At 54.6% G+C, this 20236-nt stretch carries 25 protein-coding genes; 6 read left to right on the forward strand and 19 right to left on the reverse strand.

Annotated elements, in window-relative coordinates; genetic code table 11:
- Nucleotides 1-82: 82 nt before the first annotated feature.
- The 5 genes from ODQ19_RS21080 to ODQ19_RS21100 all read left to right on the forward strand — a co-directional run bounded on the left by ODQ19_RS21080 (nt 83) and on the right by ODQ19_RS21100 (nt 2649).
- Nucleotides 83-304, forward strand: a complete 222-nt coding sequence (locus tag ODQ19_RS21080; RefSeq protein WP_198718535.1) for a hypothetical protein — start codon at nt 83-85, stop codon at nt 302-304.
- 15 nt (nt 305-319) lie between these two features.
- Nucleotides 320-733, forward strand: coding sequence for a hypothetical protein (locus ODQ19_RS21085; RefSeq protein ID WP_198718534.1), 414 nt, complete (start codon nt 320-322; stop codon nt 731-733).
- Nucleotides 734-847: 114 nt separating this feature from the next.
- On the forward strand, nt 848-1036 hold the full coding sequence (locus tag ODQ19_RS21090) for a hypothetical protein (protein ID WP_198718533.1): 189 nt from the start codon (nt 848-850) through the stop codon (nt 1034-1036).
- A 180-nt stretch (nt 1037-1216) separates the two neighbouring features.
- The gene (locus ODQ19_RS21095) at nt 1217-1747 is read left to right on the forward strand and encodes a hypothetical protein (RefSeq protein ID WP_198718532.1); all 531 of its coding nucleotides are present in this window, start codon (nt 1217-1219) and stop codon (nt 1745-1747) included.
- A 116-nt stretch (nt 1748-1863) separates the two neighbouring features.
- A complete protein-coding gene (locus ODQ19_RS21100; RefSeq protein WP_198718531.1) occupies nt 1864-2649 on the forward strand; it encodes a hypothetical protein in 786 nt (261 codons plus the stop codon).
- A gap of 78 nt (nt 2650-2727) precedes the next feature.
- On the opposite strand, the gene ODQ19_RS21105 is transcribed toward ODQ19_RS21100, so the two are convergent.
- Nucleotides 2728-3687 carry a tyrosine-type recombinase/integrase gene (locus ODQ19_RS21105; protein WP_198718530.1) on the reverse strand — a complete coding sequence of 320 codons (960 nt, stop codon included), beginning with the start codon at nt 3685-3687 and terminating at the stop codon, nt 2728-2730.
- On the reverse strand, nt 3684-4235 hold the full coding sequence (locus ODQ19_RS21110) for an N-acetyltransferase (protein ID WP_198718529.1): 552 nt from the start codon (nt 4233-4235) through the stop codon (nt 3684-3686). Before ODQ19_RS21110 ends, ODQ19_RS21105 begins: the two co-directional genes overlap by 4 nt.
- Before the next feature lie 292 nt (nt 4236-4527).
- Between ODQ19_RS21110 and ODQ19_RS21115 the strand changes: the two genes are divergently transcribed.
- Entirely contained in the window at nt 4528-5166 is a 639-nt protein-coding gene (locus ODQ19_RS21115; RefSeq protein WP_198718528.1) for a hypothetical protein, read from the forward strand.
- 275 nt (nt 5167-5441) lie between these two features.
- Here ODQ19_RS21115 and ODQ19_RS21120 read toward each other — a convergent pair whose 3' ends face one another.
- From ODQ19_RS21120 to traD, 17 genes are all read right to left on the reverse strand, one after another.
- Nucleotides 5442-5915, reverse strand: a complete 474-nt coding sequence (locus ODQ19_RS21120; RefSeq protein WP_198718527.1) for a hypothetical protein — start codon at nt 5913-5915, stop codon at nt 5442-5444.
- 13 nt (nt 5916-5928) lie between these two features.
- The gene (locus ODQ19_RS21125; protein WP_198718526.1) at nt 5929-6165 is read right to left on the reverse strand and encodes a hypothetical protein; all 237 of its coding nucleotides are present in this window, start codon (nt 6163-6165) and stop codon (nt 5929-5931) included.
- 399 nt (nt 6166-6564) lie between these two features.
- Nucleotides 6565-7227: a DsbA family protein gene (locus ODQ19_RS21130; protein ID WP_232925486.1), complete on the reverse strand. Its 663-nt coding sequence runs from the start codon at nt 7225-7227 to the stop codon at nt 6565-6567.
- Nucleotides 7224-7520, reverse strand: coding sequence for a hypothetical protein (locus ODQ19_RS21135; RefSeq protein WP_032877928.1), 297 nt, complete (start codon nt 7518-7520; stop codon nt 7224-7226). Before ODQ19_RS21135 ends, ODQ19_RS21130 begins: the two co-directional genes overlap by 4 nt.
- Nucleotides 7517-10480 (reverse strand): conjugative transfer ATPase, encoded by a 2964-nt coding sequence (locus tag ODQ19_RS21140; protein WP_169850823.1) that lies wholly within the window; start codon nt 10478-10480, stop codon nt 7517-7519. Before ODQ19_RS21140 ends, ODQ19_RS21135 begins: the two co-directional genes overlap by 4 nt.
- Nucleotides 10480-10908, reverse strand: a complete 429-nt coding sequence (locus ODQ19_RS21145) for a TIGR03751 family conjugal transfer lipoprotein (RefSeq protein WP_008437412.1) — start codon at nt 10906-10908, stop codon at nt 10480-10482. Before ODQ19_RS21145 ends, ODQ19_RS21140 begins: the two co-directional genes overlap by 1 nt.
- A complete protein-coding gene (locus ODQ19_RS21150; protein ID WP_169850822.1) occupies nt 10886-12376 on the reverse strand; it encodes a TIGR03752 family integrating conjugative element protein in 1491 nt (496 codons plus the stop codon). Before ODQ19_RS21150 ends, ODQ19_RS21145 begins: the two co-directional genes overlap by 23 nt.
- Nucleotides 12366-13268, reverse strand: coding sequence for a TIGR03749 family integrating conjugative element protein (locus tag ODQ19_RS21155; protein ID WP_169850831.1), 903 nt, complete (start codon nt 13266-13268; stop codon nt 12366-12368). Before ODQ19_RS21155 ends, ODQ19_RS21150 begins: the two co-directional genes overlap by 11 nt.
- On the reverse strand, nt 13268-13921 hold the full coding sequence (locus ODQ19_RS21160) for a PFL_4703 family integrating conjugative element protein (RefSeq protein WP_020302977.1): 654 nt from the start codon (nt 13919-13921) through the stop codon (nt 13268-13270). Before ODQ19_RS21160 ends, ODQ19_RS21155 begins: the two co-directional genes overlap by 1 nt.
- On the reverse strand, nt 13918-14298 hold the full coding sequence (locus ODQ19_RS21165) for a TIGR03750 family conjugal transfer protein (protein WP_008437403.1): 381 nt from the start codon (nt 14296-14298) through the stop codon (nt 13918-13920). The genes ODQ19_RS21160 and ODQ19_RS21165 overlap by 4 nt, the downstream gene beginning before the upstream one ends.
- Before the next feature lie 13 nt (nt 14299-14311).
- A complete protein-coding gene (locus ODQ19_RS21170; protein ID WP_057725810.1) occupies nt 14312-14650 on the reverse strand; it encodes a TIGR03745 family integrating conjugative element membrane protein in 339 nt (112 codons plus the stop codon).
- An 18-nt stretch (nt 14651-14668) separates the two neighbouring features.
- Nucleotides 14669-14908 carry a TIGR03758 family integrating conjugative element protein gene (locus ODQ19_RS21175; protein WP_057725809.1) on the reverse strand — a complete coding sequence of 80 codons (240 nt, stop codon included), beginning with the start codon at nt 14906-14908 and terminating at the stop codon, nt 14669-14671.
- A complete protein-coding gene (locus tag ODQ19_RS21180; RefSeq protein ID WP_178110642.1) occupies nt 14905-15213 on the reverse strand; it encodes an integrative conjugative element protein, RAQPRD family in 309 nt (102 codons plus the stop codon). The genes ODQ19_RS21175 and ODQ19_RS21180 overlap by 4 nt, the downstream gene beginning before the upstream one ends.
- Before the next feature lie 157 nt (nt 15214-15370).
- On the reverse strand, nt 15371-15682 hold the full coding sequence (locus ODQ19_RS21185) for a hypothetical protein (protein ID WP_169850821.1): 312 nt from the start codon (nt 15680-15682) through the stop codon (nt 15371-15373).
- 75 nt (nt 15683-15757) lie between these two features.
- Nucleotides 15758-17236, reverse strand: coding sequence for a UvrD-helicase domain-containing protein (locus tag ODQ19_RS21190; RefSeq protein ID WP_169850820.1), 1479 nt, complete (start codon nt 17234-17236; stop codon nt 15758-15760).
- A gap of 9 nt (nt 17237-17245) precedes the next feature.
- Entirely contained in the window at nt 17246-18001 is a 756-nt protein-coding gene (locus ODQ19_RS21195; RefSeq protein WP_169850819.1) for a TIGR03747 family integrating conjugative element membrane protein, read from the reverse strand.
- 18 nt (nt 18002-18019) lie between these two features.
- Entirely contained in the window at nt 18020-20236 is a 2217-nt protein-coding gene (gene traD, locus ODQ19_RS21200; protein WP_169850818.1) for a type IV conjugative transfer system coupling protein TraD, read from the reverse strand.

The raw sequence follows: 20236 nt of genomic DNA on the forward strand, positions 1-20236 counted from the left end.
CTCAGTAAAGGTATGCCGGGTTGGCCGGCACACCGCAAGGCCAGGATGCACCTCGGCTTTCATATCAATTAAGGACGACGATATGTCCAGCGCTGCAATGAAGTACATGCCAAATAATGCGAAACCTTTGTTCGTAACTGCTGCTGTAATCGCGCTCGCGGTCATTGTTTATATCGTCCAGCGTGACGAGGCTCAACAACTTGCGGAGCGCGATGTTCGATGCCAGCAAGAGCAGGCCAATCCTTCTGTCACCTTTCAGAAGTCCGCAGATTGCATCATCTGGCGAAAGCCGGGTAACTATTAAAGGATGGGCTCCGATATGTACGATAAATCGACCCCCGAAGAACGTCGCCACACAGAACTGCTAAAGGCCATTGACTCGGTCAAGGCTCCTTTGTCAGTAATGGCACTAATAGGTCTTCTCGATGAACTGTATTCGAAAGAAGAACGAAAAGTGCTGTATTCTGAGTATGAAGCGCTACGCAAAGCAAGCTATGCTGGTTATGAGGCCCTTATGGCCGCAGGCGCGACGGTGGAGCCCGGCATAGGCTGGGACGCACGCGTTAAGAAATACGGTGAAGCTGCTGCAACTGAACATATGCGCCCCCATATGGAAGCGCTCGAGGCAAAAAAAGCAGTCGACCAAAACCTGACAGACTTCGAAGTGAAGCATCCACAAATCAAGCGTCTATTTTGGCTAAAGAACGAAATCGGGAAAGGCGCTTACGAATAAATAGGCACCCGTGCGAAGAGCAGACTAGATGACCAGTGAGGACTTCAGTGCCGGGCTTTGGGCCCGGAGCCGTCCATGAAGTAGGCATTACCTGCCCGATTGAAGGAAAAGCTTATGAATCGCGAAATTGATGACCTGCTGCAGCGGGCATTGGACAGTTCAGCTAAAGCAAGCTCGCTGATTCGCAAGCTGGCAACTAGCTCGCCGCACGCTTCCCTGGAGGCACTGGAAAAACATGTGGCCGCGTTGCAGGCCGTCCGTAACGAGTTTGCCGACCGAACCGGCCGTAGCGCGCTGGAATAGGTAGGAACATCAAATGACTATTCAATTCAAAGGAGCATTGCTAGTCCTCATTTTTGCGGTACTGATAACTTGGATGATCTCAGGTATGTTCAGTGGCATCGAAAAATTGAAAGCTGCTCAGCCCGCAGTCAAGCACCAGGCACTCTAGCCTTAAGGTGAATAGTTCGAGGAAAAGTCTCTATGAGTGCGCTGAGCAACTACAATCGGCAAATCCATTTGATGCGTCAGATTCACGAAGCCAGCTACTACATAAGCAAAGCAGAAGAGCTTGGTCACCCTCATCTCTGGAATTCATACATCGCGATCCTAGACTTCTTGGGATACTTCAAAAGTGCACTCAATTCGTATGCGAAATGCTTTGTGGAGGTGGGGAAAGGTCGAAGCAAGCTCGAAGCGTCCTCGATTTTCAAATCGGAGCCATCGCACTTGGAACAACACAAAAAAATTATGGAATTGCGCCACACCTACGTAGCGCACAATGACGAAAACGAGTTTGAATCGGTGACAGTTCGTGAGGAGGACACACCAGGTGAGCTTATGCTTAACCTGCAATACAAAATTTCTTTTCCTTTTGATCGCCTGTATGAACTTCGTAAGTTGATCCGGATAGTAGAGCTTCATATTGTTGACCGTCAAAAGGGACACCTAGCTGCGATTGGGCGCGAGGTAGGGAAACCAGTGCGAGTTGTTGAAGGAAACAATTATGAATAGCTATTAGCATTAGGGTATTACTGCTGCTAATAGTACAGCGATGCCCGGAGGACTGAGCAGCGCTGATGCTCTGGATCGAAAATGAGATTTCCAGGCTTTAGGAAGGTAAAACTGCCATGAAATTTAACGCAGGCTCGCTCAGCGACTACCTGAGTGCAACACTAAAAGTCGCCACTGAGCATTCAGATAACCAGCCCCAGTTGATGTTTATGGTCAGACAAATGGACGAGGTATTTCAAAAAGAAATATTTGGCCAAGAGTTCGAAGCGAACGCCACTGTGGGATTGCTCGTAATGAACGCCTATGTGACGCTGCTAAGTGCTGTTCGCCAAGCGCTATCGGGGCACGTTGTATCTACCTTTCCTATAGCTCGGGCAGCCCTTGAGTCGGCCTGCTATGCGCTCTTGGCGCGGGACGAGATCAAAGCCGAAATCTGGTCTGATCGACATCTATCTGAGGGTGCGCTTAAAGCATGCCGCCGCACGTTCACTGCACAGAAAGCCGTCGACGAATTAAAGGCGATTTCACCGCCAATGGCTGAATATGTGATGGCGCACTACGAGGCTTCGATTGACTTCGGAGCACATCCGAACAGGAAGTCAGTACTCGATCATCTCGAGGATTCCGGTCCCGCCGGCGAAGGTCTCCATAGTTTTGAGCTCACCGGTGTGTACGGCGGTAATAGCTGGCAGGTCAATCACGCGTTGTTGGCATGTGTGGAGGTAGGTCAGGCGATTGCATTCCTTATGGCTGCAGCCGCAAAGAATCATCCTCTGATTAACGACAGAATAGGAGTAATGCAGAGCTGGATGGATGCTAAAAATCAGGTCCTTGAAGAACTCAGCGGCGAGCCACTCGAATACTCCGGTCCAATGTATAGATCAGTCATACCGCCGACATGATAAAAAACGCTCGGAGGCACGACCAGGATTTACAACTGCAGGCCGCGCTTATGATGCGTGCTTCCTGTCAGCGCAGCTCTAGTACTTCACCTTGTACGTAGGGGAATCCTCCGGCCGCTGGCCACGCCGATCATAAAGGCGCGTTGTGCTGATATTGGCATGACCTAACCACAACTGGACCTTGGCGATATCGGCGTCATGCTCGAGTGCATTGGTCGCGGCCGTAGCACGCAGACCATGCACACCCAGCCCGTCGACGTGGATGCCTGCCGCCTTAGCCCATTGTGCAACCACCTTATAGATGCCATCGGCGCAGATCCCGGTACCAGTGGTGCGACCGCGGATCGAGCGAAACAGCGGGACATTGCCCGGTTCGCGGGTGATGTCCCGTTCTAAATACGCATGAATGCGCTCGGCCGCGACCGGGTGCAATGGTAAATAGCGAGTCTTACCGCCTTTCCCTTTCACCTGCAGGTGCTTGATACCGCGCCGGTCCTGCAGGTCGCCGGTCATCAGCTTCGCCGCTTCCTCACGGCGTAGGCCGTGGTATAGCAGCACGGCCAAAATAGCGCGGTCACGCATGCCCTTGAGCGTCCAGCCATCCGGCGCCGACAATAGCAATTTAGCCTGGTCATCGCCGAGTGCCGGCGTCTTGCCTTCGTTGGTTTCAATCCGTGGCCGTTTGACGCCGTGCACGGGGTTACCGCCGGCGACAGCATTGTTCTCCAGGAGATGATCGAACAGGCTGGCCAGCGCGGCCAGTTTGCGCCGGATAGTGGCCCCGGCCAGGCCCCGGGTTTCCAACTGGGCGCGCCAGGCCAGCACGTGCGCGCGGGTGACCGCGCGGAATTCATCGGCGCCGGTGAGCCCGACAAAGCCGCAGAAGTCTTCCAGGTCGTTTTGATAGGCGCGGCGGGTGCGCGGATTGTCGATATTGGCGAACCATTCCACCGCTGCCGGCACTTCGGCCAGCTCCTGGAACTCAACGACGCTCAATCGGCGTTCGCTGGGGTTAGCGTGGTGGATCAGCGAGTTCATAGGTCTTTCCAGGTTTGGAGGCGTGCCTGAATCTGGGGCCATTCCGGTGACGCTTTCAGCTCCCGTATCAAGCGTTCATGCTCGGGTTCCGGCACCAGGTGCTGCCAGCGTTGTTGTTCCAACTCCATTTGATCTGCGCCGCGCAGCTCGTCCTCTATCACGGCGCCGGCCGCTGCAAACCGTCGGCGCGCCCGGTACCAGAACCCATCGGATGAGGTGTATTGATCCAGCGGCACAATCGGCAGCTGGTGTGTGCGCCACAGGTTCCACAACACACCCAGGCCGAAGCCCTGCCTGCGCTGCTCCGGCTCAATTTCAAGCATGTTGATGTAGAGCCGGTCGCCCAGCGGATTGATGCCGTAATCGACGTGGCCAACGCGCTGGCCACCGACCTCGATGTCGTCCAGGTAGTCGGTACCGGGAAACATGAAATTGCCCCGAGGGGATTCTTGCCGGCGGTTGACCAGGTACACGCAGGCTGCCGCGTCATTCAGGGTTTTTACCGCGCGTCTACGGAAAAAGGCGTGCACCGGCTCAAAAATCGACATACGGCGAACCCTTTTAAAAAGTCTTGATAACCTATTTTATCACGACTTATTCGAAGGTATGAGCGTATCGGCTAATACTGTCGATAAGTGACCGGCAGCGGTGCTATGTTCGCGATAAGAACTAAAGCGGGATGATAGGTATTGGAGGTATCTCTCAGGTGTCGGTTTCTGAAATAGGTGCGACATCTGATTGAATTGAAGGAGAAGTAGCAGCACCCTCAAGCCCGCCCCGTGCGGCCCTTGTCAGTAGGAACAGGGCACTTTCAGCCCTCTGGATCGGCAGGAAACGAGCATGAAAAATCTAATGGATGTCAGAATTGAAGAAGCACGCACATACTACGTTCAGACCAAGCAAACGCTGTACATGCTTTTCGGCTCACTATGGGCTCAGGTAGTGCAGAAGGAAGAGTTTGAAGCAACTCATTCCCGCCAGAAAGCTGATATCGCGTTCTTAGAAGATCATGGGGACGAGCTGCGTGGGGCAGCTCACGAGACGTTGATTCGCCAAAGAGCGAAGCTGCTCGCAACCGAGGGAGGTATTAAGGCTTCTGTTCTGGCAATCAACATCTTGGCCGGCACCGTGCTTCAAATCGCGAAGCAAGCAATTTCAATTCGTCACGGTGCAGACATTTCTGACTGCGCGCTTCAAGGGCGATTAATCTCAGGGACATGCGTGAGAGATTTGATTTGGATAGGCCGCAACCAGGCCATGCACTTCGAAGAGACCAACGAGACAAAGCAGCCAGGCATACGGAAGAGCGGCTGGGTCGACCTCTTCAAAATATTAAATACGCATCACCAAGGCGCATTTTCTTTGGCACCGCCTTTTCAATCTAAGGCGTTTGAAATTCTCCAAATCCTTGGTTGGTCTCGATTCGACCAGTATGAATCCGACATGCAGGATCTGGGCGTTGCCCCATCGCACGAGTAATCACGGAAAACGGCCATGACTGCATCCACGAACCCACGGATTACCGCTTACAAGGGTGACGCTTAAGAGTTCCCGGACGAGGATCTGCTGGACTACTCGGTCGAACAGCTACAGGCCCTAATTCGCAAAAAACTACCGTTGGCCACGTACCAGATCGACGGTCTAGGCGGAATTGACCAGGTGCGTGTAGATCATGCCCAAGACCTGATAGATCAAGCCCGCGGCCTGTTGTTGGATAAGGGCATGTCATTCACCCAGGTCGAGATTGAGGTTTCCTAGAATTTTTCGATATTGAAGCGAGCCAGGTAATCTGGCCGCTCCCTGTTGTTGGCCACAACCTCTTCCGGGAAAGGAAATCGGCGGTGCCCTTCGTCATCGAACCAGCCAGGCGCCGTTCTGTACCGTTCAAGATGCTCAAAAAACGCCGCCCGGTTGAAGCGAAGGCCTCGACCGGGGTTTCCAGCTAACTCAAGGTCTAGGCACACGCTATGCAGCTCAAGGAATCCTGTATGGAGGCTCGCGCCATCTTCGATCACCGAAATGTAAAGACAGTGTTCGAAGCTGGCCCAATTGGCATACGTATACCATTCGTACCATTCACCGGCCCCCTCCGATCCTGAGCCTGATAGCTCCAGTGCCGAAGGCGGATCAATCCGCACCAAATCGATGTCGAAATCTAGTGATTCATCGATAAAGGCCTTCAACGGAGCGGGATTGTCAGTACGGAGAAAAAAGCGCATGGATGACATACATTTTCCTTGATCAGTGAACCGCTTTCGCACACAGCTCTTTTGCCTGGGCTCGGGCTTCAACTGCGATGTATTCGGGGAAGTCCTCGTGATTCTCGATCATGTCGAGAATGGTCATTTCGTCCTCGTTGGATGCGGCGGTGATTTCACCGCCGTGCTTCTCAACAAGGGCACGCACACCAGTGTTGATTGCGGTCTTGGCTCCTTGGTCTTCCGGCAGGCGGATGACGTATGTGAGAAATTTGCTCATGGCTTGGAGTCCCTATCGGTCGATTCACGGACGCGATAACGGCGTCCCTGGTACTGCCGAAGCCCGCACTCGGCGGGCAGGTGATCAGCAGCGTTTTCCCTCAACTTTGGTTCCTGATCTCGTCCATCATCCGCGAAAGCTCTTGTGCCGATTCAAGCTCTGGCCAAAGGCCAAAGAGTGGCGCCCAAGAACTCATAGGCTCGTTCCCGTCTTTCCAGTCGGTTTCGATAGTTGGAGATTCGCTTACCTGGTGCTGCTCGTACCACGACCACAAAAACAACCAAACTACGGGGGCCACGGGCAGTCGCATTTCAATCTTCCAGCTTGGCACTGAGTCTGTATCAAACTGGACCCCAACTCTGAGGAGCGAAAATTTTTCTGTGACGACTGCGAACCGTTTTAACGGTCGAATTTTTTAGAGTGTCGCTGCTCCTTTTTCTGAGCTAGCCAATCTATGGCTGATAACAACAACACCCCATCAGCTGGTCCCTCAAGCTTTACGGAGCTGCCAGTCGTGTTGTCTCTAATTATGACGGTTGGAGTGGCCGTAACGCCGGCTTTGATGGCCTCATCGGCCTGTTGGCCGACATGCTGTGCGATCACTTTGTCGGTGGCTGCACAGGACAACAGGGCCTGATTAGTAACACCAACAACGTTCAGATCCCCTTTGAAACCCTGACCGTTACTACGGGTCCGGTCAAAGATTTGGTCAATGGCTTGCCAGAAGGCAGGCGCGCCACCAAGCACACCCGCACATTCAGCGAGCTTGGCTTCGTGTACTGCTGCCGAACCGTGCACATCCAGTGGCAGGTGATGCCACTGCAGGTTTACATTCTTCTGCTGCTGTATCCAGGTTTTCAACGCAGGTGTGTACGTCTTGCAGTAGGGACACTCCAGGTCCGCGAACTCAGTCACAGTCCAGCGTGCTTCGGAAGGGCCAAACAACCACAGGCCTGTGTTGTGCTGGGCTGGTATCTCACTTCGAGTGAGTGCTAAGCAGGCCATCGATGTGCCTGCCAAAACGCACCCCAGCATCACCCAATATTTGCGAAGGCCTGTCATGCCCGAGCCTCTGCTGGCTTCGATGAAAGCAGCGCTTGTTTACGAAGGGCCTCAAGAAGAGCGTTCTCAGCATTCTCGGGTTGTGGGTGCTGTCGCAGCCAGTTGGCTAACACCGCGTGAAGTTGGGACTCGATGTCACGACGATCCACCGCACGAACCAAAACCTGTTGCAGTTGCTCTATCAAAACGGGGGCACACACCTCAAGGGTTTGAAGGGCGTCTTCACCCGGTTGTTCAAGCAGCTGGGTCAGACTTTCTATAAGGTTCTGGGTCAGGGAATTCAATGCTCTCATGCTTGGCGCTCCAAGGCCGTGACTTGCTCGGGGAAAGTAATGATGTGAGGTTCGATACCGCGATAGCGGTCAAGCGTTGCAGCAACTTCAATGGCCGCATCGAGCTCGCTGCAGCCTTTGGCTTGCATGATGTCGAAGCGTTGCTTTTTCTCTTCCGGCTCGGTCATGGCCAGGGCTAGATACAAACTCGGTGGTACCGCCCGGAATAACATTTCCATGCTTTTGGACAACACGACGCCCTCGGTGAATTTGCCGCTTTCTTTACGCGCTGACAGCATCATCGACTTCTGTGCAGGAGTCAGTTCACGAAACCGCGCGATCTTCTCCACCTCATCAGGCGGCATGTTTAAGCACATCCACCACTCGATCATGTTGAGCAGGGCTGAGGCCTCTGGCGGCACGTCGTCAACGTTCTGGGTGGCCATCCAGAACCAGGCGCCGAGCTTTCGCCACATTTTGGTAATCTTGACGGAGTAGGGGGATAGGAGTGGGACCTTCAACTGGATGTGGCCTTCGTCGGTGAAGCAGATCAGCGGACGGCCTTTAAACTGGTCACGCTCGGCAATGTTGTTGACCGTGTTGAGCAGGGAAATATAAGCGATGGCCATCTGTGCGCTATAGCCTTCTCGCGCATAGGTGGCAAGGTCGACAATGGTAATGTCCGCTTCTGGCCATGGGGTGCCAGGACGGTTGAACATGTCGCCTTCGGTGCCCATACAGAACATGGACAAGGCTTCCGCCATCTCCAAGAATCGTGAGCTTCGGGCGTCTGGAATACCGGGCTCGAGTCCCATTTCTCGCAGCGCTTCACGGATATCTTCCGGCAGAACGATACGTTGCTCCGTCACGCATTTTTTCGCTGCATTCAGTATGCATTGGCGGATGGCGCTACGGTCGGCACGAGTAAGACGGGCATCCTCTTTTTCTTCACCACCGGTGATCATCAGCCTGGCCGCAATTTCCATCTCGCCCAGGATGTCGCGTTGTTCATCCTCGGTCTGGCTAGTCAGATGTTCGTCCGACGCCTCAAGATCATCAGCTTGGATAATCTTCACGTTTTGGCTGGGTTCGATGAGCTTCACGGCATCAGCGAATGGCGCGAGGCTGACACCCGATCCAGGTGCAAGTCGAACCCGGTTTACCGTCAAACCCAACTTTTTGGCGAAATCACCGAGTAAGCCGAAGCTGTTGCCAGCCTCCACAATGAATAGACGTGGCCGATAGATGGCGATGATTTGGCTAAGGATGTTTGTCGCGCTGGCCGATTTACCTGAACCCGTAGGCCCGAAAATGAACAAATGCGCGTTCATCTGCCGGTCCAGCTTGTTCAGCGGGTCGAAGGTTATCGGCGCTCCCCCACGGTTAAACAGGGTAATACCCGGGTGCCCGGTACCGGTCGACCTACCCCAGACGGGGGCCAGGTTCGCAATGTGTTGGGCGAACATCAGTTGTGCGTACCACTCCAGTGCTTTGCGCGCATTGGGGTCGAAGTTGCCGGGTAGCCATCTAAGGTAGGAGTTCAGCGGTGCCACTTCATCCCGAGGTTCCACCGGCTCCATGCCAGCACCCAGCAATGCGCTGCTGAGTTGCAAACTGCGTTCGTGCAGCTGGGCATCGTCTTTACCCCGCAGGTAAAACGCTACGCTACCTCGGTACAGCTTGTGCTTGCGCCCGAGCAACTGACGGGCGGTGGCGACGTCTTCGCGTGTCAGGATCGAAGCCTGAGTGTCTCCAACTGCCTTGCGTGAAAGCTGTTCCAGATGCCCTTCGAGAATGTCCTGCGGGGTGATCACGAGAGTGATACAGAGAATGGTGTCCTCTGGCATTTTGTCGAACAGCGCGTTGAGCGCATCACCGCCCTTTCGGGTTTCACCGGTTAAGTGCCCGGTCTTGGGAGCATCCCGCAAGCGGTCAAGCATCACCACCTGATGGGGAAGGCCGTCGAAATGCCACAGACCTTTCTCTATATCTGACAGTGGTTCGCGATAAAACAGGTTTTGCGAGAAGTCAGTGCCGCTGGCGAGCGGCAGCTCGCCCTCTGCAGCACCAGGTGCTTGCTTGCACACCAATTCGTAGAAGCGGCGAATATCTGCATCGGCAGGGCCAAGATGATCGGGACGTGGATTGAACCAATGGATCAGCCAATGGCGAATGGCGTGGCCATCCATGCGATGGGTTTTAATGCCGGCGTTCGCCAAGCCGCCCACCAAGCGATCGCAGATGATTTTCAGGTAAGGACCTGGCGCCTGGCCTCGCACATCCGCTTGCGCGCCTTGGGTACGGCGGTAGACAACAACACGGACGCGGCGCTGCTGGCCCCTCCAGGGCAGTTGGCTGACCTTGGTGTCTTCAAACAGCCCGCCTGGTTTGGAGATGGATTCCAGGTGTTGCTTCATCAGCTTCAAATAAAGCTCGGTGAATGCACTGCCTTGTGCGCGTGGTTGAACGTAGTCATGCAGTTGCTGAAGGTAATCGTCCCAGCTGGTTTCGTCCTGGGCATAGAGCTGAACCACCCAGGGTGAGGTTTCAAGCTCGTCGAAGGAGTCCTGGAGGGCGTTTTCCAGGGCGTCGCGGGCCTTGCGTAACCATTCGGGATCCCGACCTTCAGTACCAATCGGTGTCAGCTCAAAAAAGGCAGCGCGAGACACGCCGTCTTCCAATAGCATGGCTTTTTCTGCAGGCAGGTAATCTACCCACGGCAGTAGGTCTACGAAGGAGGGGTTGACGTCGTATAGACGGTCAGCATCAGCGGTTGTGGCTGGCTTTTTCTTTGGGTTACGCCAATCGCTCGGCGAGGGAATACCCATGGCAGCAAGGCGTTCGTAGTAACGCTCTGTAGCAGCCTCAAACGTCTCGGTTGCTGGTCCCTGCACATCGTCAGATAACGGCGAACCTGGTGTTACGCCAGGTTCCACACGCTCTGTCGCCCGTCGCGTTTTGAATCGTTCAAAAAACCCCATCAATATGCCTCCGTGCGTTCGCCAGGCATGGCGTATTGCACCCGCTGATACAGCGGAAACACCGTGGTGTAGCCTGGGATCGGTGCCGGGTCTGAACCCGCTAAATGAGGAAAGACGTACATCACCAGGTCGGGATTGGGTAGGCGTTTAAATTGGCTGTAGATCTCGTTTTGTGCGGTACGTGTGAACATGGTGTTGTCTGTTTCCCTCGTCTCCAGAGGCCGACGAAGATCTTGGCGTGCATCGAGCAATTGGCGGCTGCTCGAGCTGCTTGAGCCGCTGGAACCTTGATCCCAAACGTCCATCATTGTGCGGTCCCCATGGGGGAGCAATTCGTCTTTGTTGGTGGAACAGGCCGAGGCGAGTAGGGCGATGGCCAGGTATGCACCTAGTTTTAAGCCATGATTAGTCAAGCGCAGTCGAAACATGACGGGCTCCTGAGCGATAGTTGACCTTGCGGCCATTGAGTTCGTAATCGATGGTCAGTTGCTGGTCCAGGTGCACAGCTATCTTTGCCCCGGGTTGTACATACACCGCTGCGAAGGCTTGCCCGTAGAGTTTGTTGACCCAGCTGGAGACGTCATTGACGCCCTGGCCAATAATTTTGCCCATGGCTTCACTGCCCGAGCCGCCGACAGAACCGATGGTCCCGGACTGAGGGTTTATAAAAGAGCCGCTGTTTCCATCTGACTTGATGAGGGAGGCAGCACCTGCGCCGGCGGCGGTAATCAGTACCTGCGAGCCAATGTATTGCGAGGCGTTGCTTTTGCGGTCGCCACTGATACAAGGAATGCCATAGGCATCGCTTATCCAGCCCAGGCCACCCTGAATGTTGGTTTGGTTGCCATTGTTCTGATTGTTACTATTTTGACTGCTATTCGTTTCTTCCTGAGGTTGTGGCAGCGTGCGCACAGTGCCGTCATTGAAGACGAACGTCAGGCTTTTGATCTGACCGCGTACGCAAGACAGGGTCCAATCGCCGGAAGCCGTTCCGCTGGCCACCGCGCCGGCGACGTCGGGCAAGTCGATGCCGTTGGCCGTGAGATTGTCCGGCCCGATCAATACCTTGAACGGGTAGGGGTCGTTGACAGTGCCGTCAATGGGCACCCGGCCGATCAGCGCGGACATGGCCACCGAACCCATCAATGTCGAGTTCTGCGGCAAGGTGTAGACCTTGCGCACCTGTTTGCGGGCCTCCTGTGGCGAGATTTCATTCGCAACACTTTGAGCGCCCGTGCGCAGTGCATTTTGTCCTCGGTCCACGGACTCGCCAAAAGAGGTCGGGAAGTTGAAGCCGCTTGCCGTTTGATTTGTCCCTGCAGCGATGGGCTTGCCGTTGACATCGACCGGCGTTGCGTCCTGCGGCTCTATCCAAACAACGTCCGCGCCAAGTCCGCCTTTGAAGCCTTGACCGTCACCTGGCTGAACGCCGAAGCCGATCGGCAAATCAGATCCAGACTCATTGCCACTGCCCGATTTGCTGCTCAGGGTATTGTACTGCTGCTGCAGTGTGTCCAAGAGGGTTTGGCTCTGTTGTTGCGCCTCCTGCTTCATCGTTTGCTGAACGTTCTGCAGTTTGTTATCGACGTTGAGGTCGATGTTCTGCAGGCGTTTTTGCAGCTCGATGTTCTGTTGCTTTAGTTCGTCATTGTTCTTCAAAGCATTGGAGACTTGGTCCTTGAGTTGTCTGCTTTCCACGACAATGGTGCGTAATGTGTCGCTGGGTGTATCTCCATCAACCCCAAGCTTTTTAGCCTCCTTCGTACTAAGTACAACCGTTTCCGGCGCATGAACCTGTTGATCGGCACTTTCGCGATTGAATAATTTGACCACTACGTATATCGCCAGGATCGCGAACGGTATGACCAGGTATTTAACAAGTGGATTACTCTTCACGACGGCCTCCCTTCGGATCGATCTGGCTGATGGCGGCCGGCAATAACGATTCGGCTAGACCATGACCACGGGTCACCAAGTAGACCGTCGAGGTGTCGCTGGAATCACCTTTGGCGCCAAGGTAGGGATGCTGAAAAGTCGCGGTGACAAAGTCACCCATCAGGTCACGCGGATCCAATGTGAGGTTTTGGGTGCTTGTGTTACGTAGCTTCACCGCCGTGACCCAATACTCGTCTAACCGCCACGACCCCAACGCAGAGGCTTCGACCGGCAATGTCGGCATTAGGGTGGTGAGGTCCAAACCGCGCTTCAGATTGATCTGAGCAATCCCCTCCACGGGCTCGACGGTGCGTAGGGGCGCGTAAAGCATCTGTGCGGCATAGCGCGTCATGACCACCGGAAGAGGGGTCTCACGACGCGGTTTCGGCGCGTCCTCATCCTCCTCGGCTTGAGCGCTGGCTTGGGCCGTGGAAGAAGTTGAATGGTTGCTTGTAGGTTTGGCGTTGACTTGGCCGTAACGCGGGGCGGGACTGTCCCCGGCTACAATTTTAGCCGGCTCGGATGCGACCTGATTCGGTTTCCCTACCGTTGCGATGATATCCACGAGCATGATCTCACCGGAGTTCATGTTCTGCAGCTGTAAGCGAGTCGGTTCAATCGGCTCTTTCGCCAACAGGTAGAGGGCACCACCGGTGCTCTGCACGCGCAGTTTGTCGACGAGGTTACGAGGCAGACCCACCCGTACGTTTTGGTCCACAAAGACAATACGCTCCTGACCCACGATCAAGGGCAGTGCTATAGGGATACGATCCCAGCGCAGGATTTCGACGGCGTTGGCCAACCCGCAGAAGTGAAGGGCTACGAGCCCGATGATCAGTAGGCGGCGTGTCATCATTTGCCTCCTGCTCTGGTCGTTTCTGCGGAGACTTCGATGCGTTGTGGATTACTGCTATAACAGTCCCAGGCCAAGCCGAATGGGTTTTTTTCGGGATCGACGTCGAATCGGATAATTCTTAACGGATAGCGAGCAAATGCCCGCTTTACGCGCTCCCCGCCGTAGTGCTCGTCAGCGGTGATGTCCAGGTTGACGGTCCAGTCATTGATGCTGTGCTGTTCAATATGTTGCTCAGACTTATCGTCGATGCCTCTGCCTGGAATTTCAAATACACCCCGCTCACGTTTGCGCAGTTCCCCGCTATTGCGGCGTAGCTCGAAATCTTTCTGCAAGTAGGCTTTGCAGCTGGGAGTCAGGTAGCTTTCCAAGCGGGTAATGTTGTCCTCGTAGTCGGTTTCACCGTCAACGGGCCAACGGTTCATCTGCTGAAAAATGTACAGACCGAAGGCGTATACCGACTCCGGTGGAATATCCCACCACTTACGGGTGCTACCTGAACGTAGATCTGGAGGTACATGAACAGTTAGGTCACGCGGTGCGCTCTGCCAGCCATAAGCCATGTACAGACCCAGGGCAATGAGAAAACCAATGACCATGCGCAGGCTGTTGATGTGGGCCAGTTGGGCGTCTACCTTTTTACGGTAAGTCATTGAACCTCCGTTCGATGACAGGTCCACGCACCTGTACGAGTAATCAGCAGGGCTTTATTCCACGTCGGAAAAAACCGCGCGATGTTCAGTTGCATCTGGCGGTATAGCCATGTATCAGGTCGGCCGCGTTTCCACCGACGCAAGAAACGACTGGCAAGAAACAGCCCTAGGACAGCACAGAGCATGGCGGCGCCAATGATAAGTGCCCAAATCTGGGTCAATATCGCGGCCGGAATACCGATAACCAGCCCTGCGCCGGTACTTAACGCCAAGGTGGCCCACATTTCGTCAGCGGTAAGGCCGCCCATGATGACTGGCTGATTGTTCAATCGCACAGGAAGGAAAATCAGGGTCCCATCGTCTGAGAGTTCTGTCATGGCCATGGCTCTTTTAAAGAATATTTGTAGCCTTGGTGATCAGAAAAATGGCGACACCCAGGATCGCGACGCCAACTGCGGCTGTAGCTCCTAGATCTCCCCATTTCTTTTTGCCAAGTTGAATTTCGTGGTAGGTGCCGAAGGCATGCCAAGCAACGCCACTGAAAATGACTGCGCAGATGATGAGACCAAGCAAAGAAAAACCGTCAAAGGCGTAGTTCTGCATGGTTTGCATCAAGTTAGAGCCTTCCCCCCGGGTAGGAGGCTGAGATTGCGGAAGAGCCGCCATGGCCAGTTGAGGGAGAGCAAGCAACCCGATCAGCATGCGGCCCGGTTTCAAGAAAGAAGTCATGGTGTATCTCCCATAGGGTCAACTAAGAACAAATGTGGTGAGGATCATGCAAAGCAGTAGGATGCGGACGACCGAGGTCGAGGAAATCGTGCGATCAAGGTTGCCAGTGGCCCATCCTCGGTAGCAGCTCCAGATAGCCCAGGCGCCCCACATAAAGATGATGGCTACAGCGACGCCGACGAAAAACAGGTAGCTCGTCGAGGCAGGAAATCCTCCTGCCGCTTGAAACGCAGCAGCCTGAGCGCCGCTCATGCTCATGGCTTGCGTCCTTCGGTCGTGTATTGGCCTGACAGCTCAACAGGATCACGAGGCTGGGCTCGGGTTGGGGTTAGATAGCCCTCCAACCCATGACGAATTCGAGCGATATCACCTGCTAGACGCTGGTAATCGAAGAAGTAACGCTTGCCAGGTTCGTCGGCCACTTGAGCGCTACGACGTGCGGTGTCCTCCAAGGCATTCAACTGGCGGATCATCACGTCCAGGTTGGCCTGTTCGGAGGCTGAAGCAGCGGTCGCATGAGAGACAGGCAGGCCGCATCCAAAAAGTGCGATGAGGCCTGGCAAGGCAAGTCGGCAAGTGAGTGCAGTGAGACGCGGGTACTGGATCACGGCTGGGCTCTAGTCATTCCTGATGCCGTCAGCTTGCCGTGATCAAGCTATGGTCGCCGCAAGAAAACCATATTCAGGACTGTAAGGATTTCTTCTGACGGTACTGACCCCATCAATCACAGTCGATAGGGCGTTTGAAGAACAGCAGATACCCGATGGGCAAGGCGAATCCGTAAGCCCAGCCTTGGGCGTTTTGATTGCCAACCTTGACTTCTCCTTTGAACACGGGCTGGACGCTGACCAGCTCCCAGCCTTCGCTGCCTAATTGAGCAAGGCGGTTTTGACGTTCAGAATCTTCCAGAAAACCCTGGGTGTCGGGTTCAGTGGTGGGCTCTTCGGACTTGAACATGAAGAGCTTTTTGGTTCTGACAACGTACTGAAAGGGAGAGAACTCAGTGTGGTATTCAAATTTCTGACGGCCCATGGCGACGTCCTCAATGTGCAGAGCTACCAGGGTTTCAATAATGAGCGCGTGCCAGCAATCTGAAATAGTTTGTTGCTAAGCGCGTGATTTCTGAGGTTGGAGTGCAGAGGTCCGAGCATCGACATAGCGCTGCATGATAGAAAGCACCATTGAGTTCAACGCTAGGATCTTCATCCCTCGCGTCACCGCCACGTACATCAAATTCAATTCGTCATCTTTACGACCTTGATCGATATCGGGTGAAAGCGGATCAGCGCTAAAGTCGTCATACAGGCTGACAAAGTCCCACTCCAGCCCCTTGGCCTTGTGCCCAGTCGTGAGTGTCACGGTGGCGTCTAGCTCGTTATCTACTGAGCGGGAACGTAGGGTTTGGATCCGCTGGGGCAGGTCCGGATAGGCTGTAATGATCTTGATCGATCGCAACATCTCCGTATCCTGGCTTACCTCGGCTATTTCCACGTACTGTGAAAAGTCCCGGTAATCTCTCAACAGCCTGCGGTTGTGCACCTCATGGTTACGGTTGCGGCTGAATAGGTATAAATCTTCCAGATCGCGTAGCGAGTAGCTGTCGATACCGCCGACCCAGAAAATCTTGGGGTTGCTTGCGACCAGCTGCAGGGCGTTCTCGATGACGCCGGTCACGGTACGATGGATAAACGTGCGATGCGGTAGCTCTTCAGGCAGAGCCCGTTTAACCAGGGTATTGCAACCTAACCCCTGCAGCTTTCGTGTCTCACCCTTGTAAAAAAGAATGATGTTGGCCACATGCGCGACGGCAGGGCCGAAGCGAAAGCTTTGGGTCAGGTAGTGACGTTCGGCGTCGGCCATCCAGTCGCTGTTGAGCGCATCTTCTGCGCCGCGGAAGCGATAGATCTGCTGGTGGGGATCGCCGACTGCCACCTTGCGGACCCGTTGTATTTTTACTATGTCGGCAATAACTGGGTTCACGTCTTGACCTTCGTCGAGCAGAATGGCGTTAAATCGTTCGCTCAGGTCGGGCTTGCTTAGCTGATACAGCTTCAAGTAAGCGTCATGGGTGATCGACACTGCTGTGTCCTGCAGATCGATCATCCGGTTCCAGATGGTTTTAGCCACGTTTAAAGCATTGTTCAGGAAACGTTCCTGGGCACTTGTGAGCATTCGTTGCCCCTGGAACCTGGGAAAATGCACACGGCCCAACTCGTCATCGGCGCTGGCCATGAAGTTGTTAAGCGTGCTGAGGACATCCCGCACGAGCTCCCAGTCCTGGGTGTTGATGGCCCTTGCGATGTCCGTCAGGCGTAAGTTATTGGTCTGCTTGGTGGCGTACTGACTGCCATAGACTGCATATGCGAGGCCATGCGCCGTCTTACACACCACGTTTCTGCGTGGAAAGCGGCCCCTGGCAGCGAGCTCGACGGATTTGTTGTAGCAGAGGTAGAGCATTTTCACCGAGGAGTGTTGTGTGGCATAGCCCACCAGTGTGGTGGTTTTGCCGGTACCGGCAAAAGCCTGAACCAGCAGCTTGTCAGCCGTAGAATGGATGATGGGCTGCTGTTCTTGTGCCCACTGCATGGGCAGCTCCTAAAGGTATTTTTTGAAGCTTGAAACGGTGATGTAAACGGACACACCCAACAGCACGGCGCAGGGCAACAGAATCAAAAGGGGGCTGATGCTGATGGGGATGGCCAGGTAGACTGTCCAGGGCACGATGGTCAGCGGAATGATCGTCCCCCGGGCTTTGTGATACAGGTAACTTGACTCGCGGCCGGAGCCGAATTTTCGTAGATCACGCCGCACCAGGCCATCGACCAAGCCAGTGAACGCCGCCAGGGCGAACAGTGGAATCGTCAACGTCAGAATGACCATTCGCACACAGAAGGTCAGGACTGTGTATAACGCGGCTAAGCCATAATCCTGGAATTTGATCATCGCCCGACCGAGTTCGTAGCGAAGGTTCAAGGTTCCCGTTTGTTGTGGTGATGTTGAGCGAGCGTACTGTGTCAGTGCACTTATGTTGTCCTGCATGCCGGTTTTCACCATCAGCCAGTCATAGACCGTTTGTGCCAGCCAGGTTGCCGTACGCCCCGGTTCTTTGATGACAACGCTGTGCAGCAGATCCTGGGACAGCCAGCCCAGTTCATGTTGGAACATCTGCTGAGCATGTTTCCAGCCGGCATCCGGCCAGAACGTGTACATGCAAAGCCATTCAACGACGATGGCGCCGAGCAAGGAGCCGAACATCACCCCCAAGAAATGAAAAGGGGTAGAGAACAGCATGCCCAGGAAGTTTTTTTGACCTTCCTGTTGTTGCTGGGCTTTTTCCGCGATATCGGCCATGGCTCTGTTCCTTCAAGCCTATGCGGCTTTTCCGTTATTGGCCATCTGGCGGAAGTCGTCTACCAAGTCATCAGGAAGCGACTCACTTAATGCGTCATATCCCGGTGCTTGCCACCAGTCACTGCTGGTTCCGGATCCTTTACGCATGCCCTCAACCAAGGCCTGAAGATCCTTGGGCATCACTTCATCGGGATCGCTTGCCGGCAACGGCATACGAATCTTCCACAAATTCCCGCCCTCTATCAGGGCAAAGCATTGCCCCTTGGGTAGGGCAACCACATGCGCCGGTTCGATCATCGGTACGCTGACACTTTGGATCTGATCGTGAGTGTTAGAGGTGAAAGCGGTGTTGCCGTTAATAGCGTCGTTTGCACTGCTCGCTGGTGTACTGGTAAACACCTGGACCTTTGGCAACTGGTTGGTCAGCAGCTCGGCGGTTGCAGTCTCACGTACACGTAACATGAACAGGTTGTTGAAGTTACCGATGACTTGGCCAGCTTTAGCCCGGTTACCGATTTTTGCCTCAATATCGCTCATGGTTTGGGTGTAGGCCGTGACCTGCATGCCGGCACCACCGCCTTTGTTGATCATCGGTATGAATTCATCGCCCATCAGTTCGTTGAATTCGTCCGCATGTACGTTAATTGCTACCTTGCCGCCGGTGGCCCCGGGCAAGCCATCATCGATGCCAAACTTATAGATATGACCAGCAACTGACACCAGGTCGCTGAACATCGAGTTGCCCACCGCTGCAGCTACCTCTGTATCAGATAAAGCGTCCAGGCCGACATAGACCACTGCCCGTTTGCGGATGATCTGCATCCAGTCAAAGATTGGACGTGGGTCCTCAAGATCCATGTAGTCGGGAGATAGCAGCTCTGCAATCCGGCCTGTGGTCAGTTTTTCCAGCAACGGCAGAAGGCTGGCCACGATCTTGTCGAAATAGGTTTTGTCATAGCGTACGGCTGATCGCAGACCCTCCATCACTGGGTCGGAGATGCGTTGCTGAGTGAGGTACATGTCCAGGGCCACCACGCGTAGCGGTCGATCCTTCATGGCGAAACTGAGGTTTTTACGATCGATCTTTCCTTCCAGCTCAACGATGGTTTGCCAGGCTTTGGGATCATTTTCAGCAAAGTGCTTCTGCGCATACTCGATAAACAGCGCGTCAATGTTTGTCACATGCTTGAGGATCTGTTCATAGTCCGGCCGACGTCCCAGTGCCACGAGGGCGCGCGCGATGATGTTGACGAAACGCCAGGCGAATTCCCGGAATGCCGCGGAATTGCCTTCCCCCGAAAGTTGGCCAGCAATGCGGGTGGCAACCTCCGAGATCCGACCAAACCGGCCGACGGCGTTGTAGCGAGCGGAGTGATCGGGCCAGCCTAGGTGGAACACGTAGAATTCCTCCAGTCGGTTTGCGCGCTTGCATTCGATGTACATGCGCTTCAGAAGGTCTGCGTCGCCTTTAGGATCGAAGACAATCACCACTTCGCGGTCCAGGTCCATTTCTACATTGCGCTGGCTTCGATGAACGGGTTGCACGCGGCGCCCCATATGAACGCGGCGCCGGGGGCTACGGCGGGTACGCCTGATGTCTTGGGTGATAAACAACTCTGCCAGGCGGGTTTTTCCAACACGAGTAGTCCCCAATACAAGGGAGTGTCCAACCCGCTCACCCAGTGGTAGGCTGACATCCGCTTCGTTCGGCTCTATACCGTGTAAGCGCGGTAGCCCCCCGACTGGAGGAAGTGGACGCGCCGGGTTAAATGGCACATCCCACGAGGTAGCCTTTGACAGCAATTTGAGTGGAAAGGGCGCGAACTCCAAACGCTCCTCAATTCTGCGAGCAAAGGTATAGATAGACGTGGGCTCGACATACTCGGCGTACTTTGGGAGGTAAGTCTCCATCAACCGCTGAGTATGTTTTTGGGTCCAGCGAAAGCCTTTACCGATGAATAGCCGCTCATTGCTGACCGACATGTCTTTGCTGGTCATGGTGTAGTGGGGTAGGCGCCGAATATTGCGCCGGTAATGCAGTACCACCAACGCTTGTTTGAGGCGGACGAACCCTAGACCCAGAAAGCCTGTACCGGCAACCATGCCGAATAAAGGCGTCAGAGCAACCGCCCAGGGCGCGAAAATACAGAGCAACGCCGCAGCGGCACATACGCAAACTGTGTACAGCTCAACAGCAGGGCGTAGTAACGACTCAATGGTGTAGGAGGTGGCCAT

Origin of the sequence: Pseudomonas sp. AM4(2022), from assembly GCF_036346515.1 — a bacterium.
GTDB lineage: Bacteria > Pseudomonadota > Gammaproteobacteria > Pseudomonadales > Pseudomonadaceae > Aquipseudomonas > Aquipseudomonas paracarnis.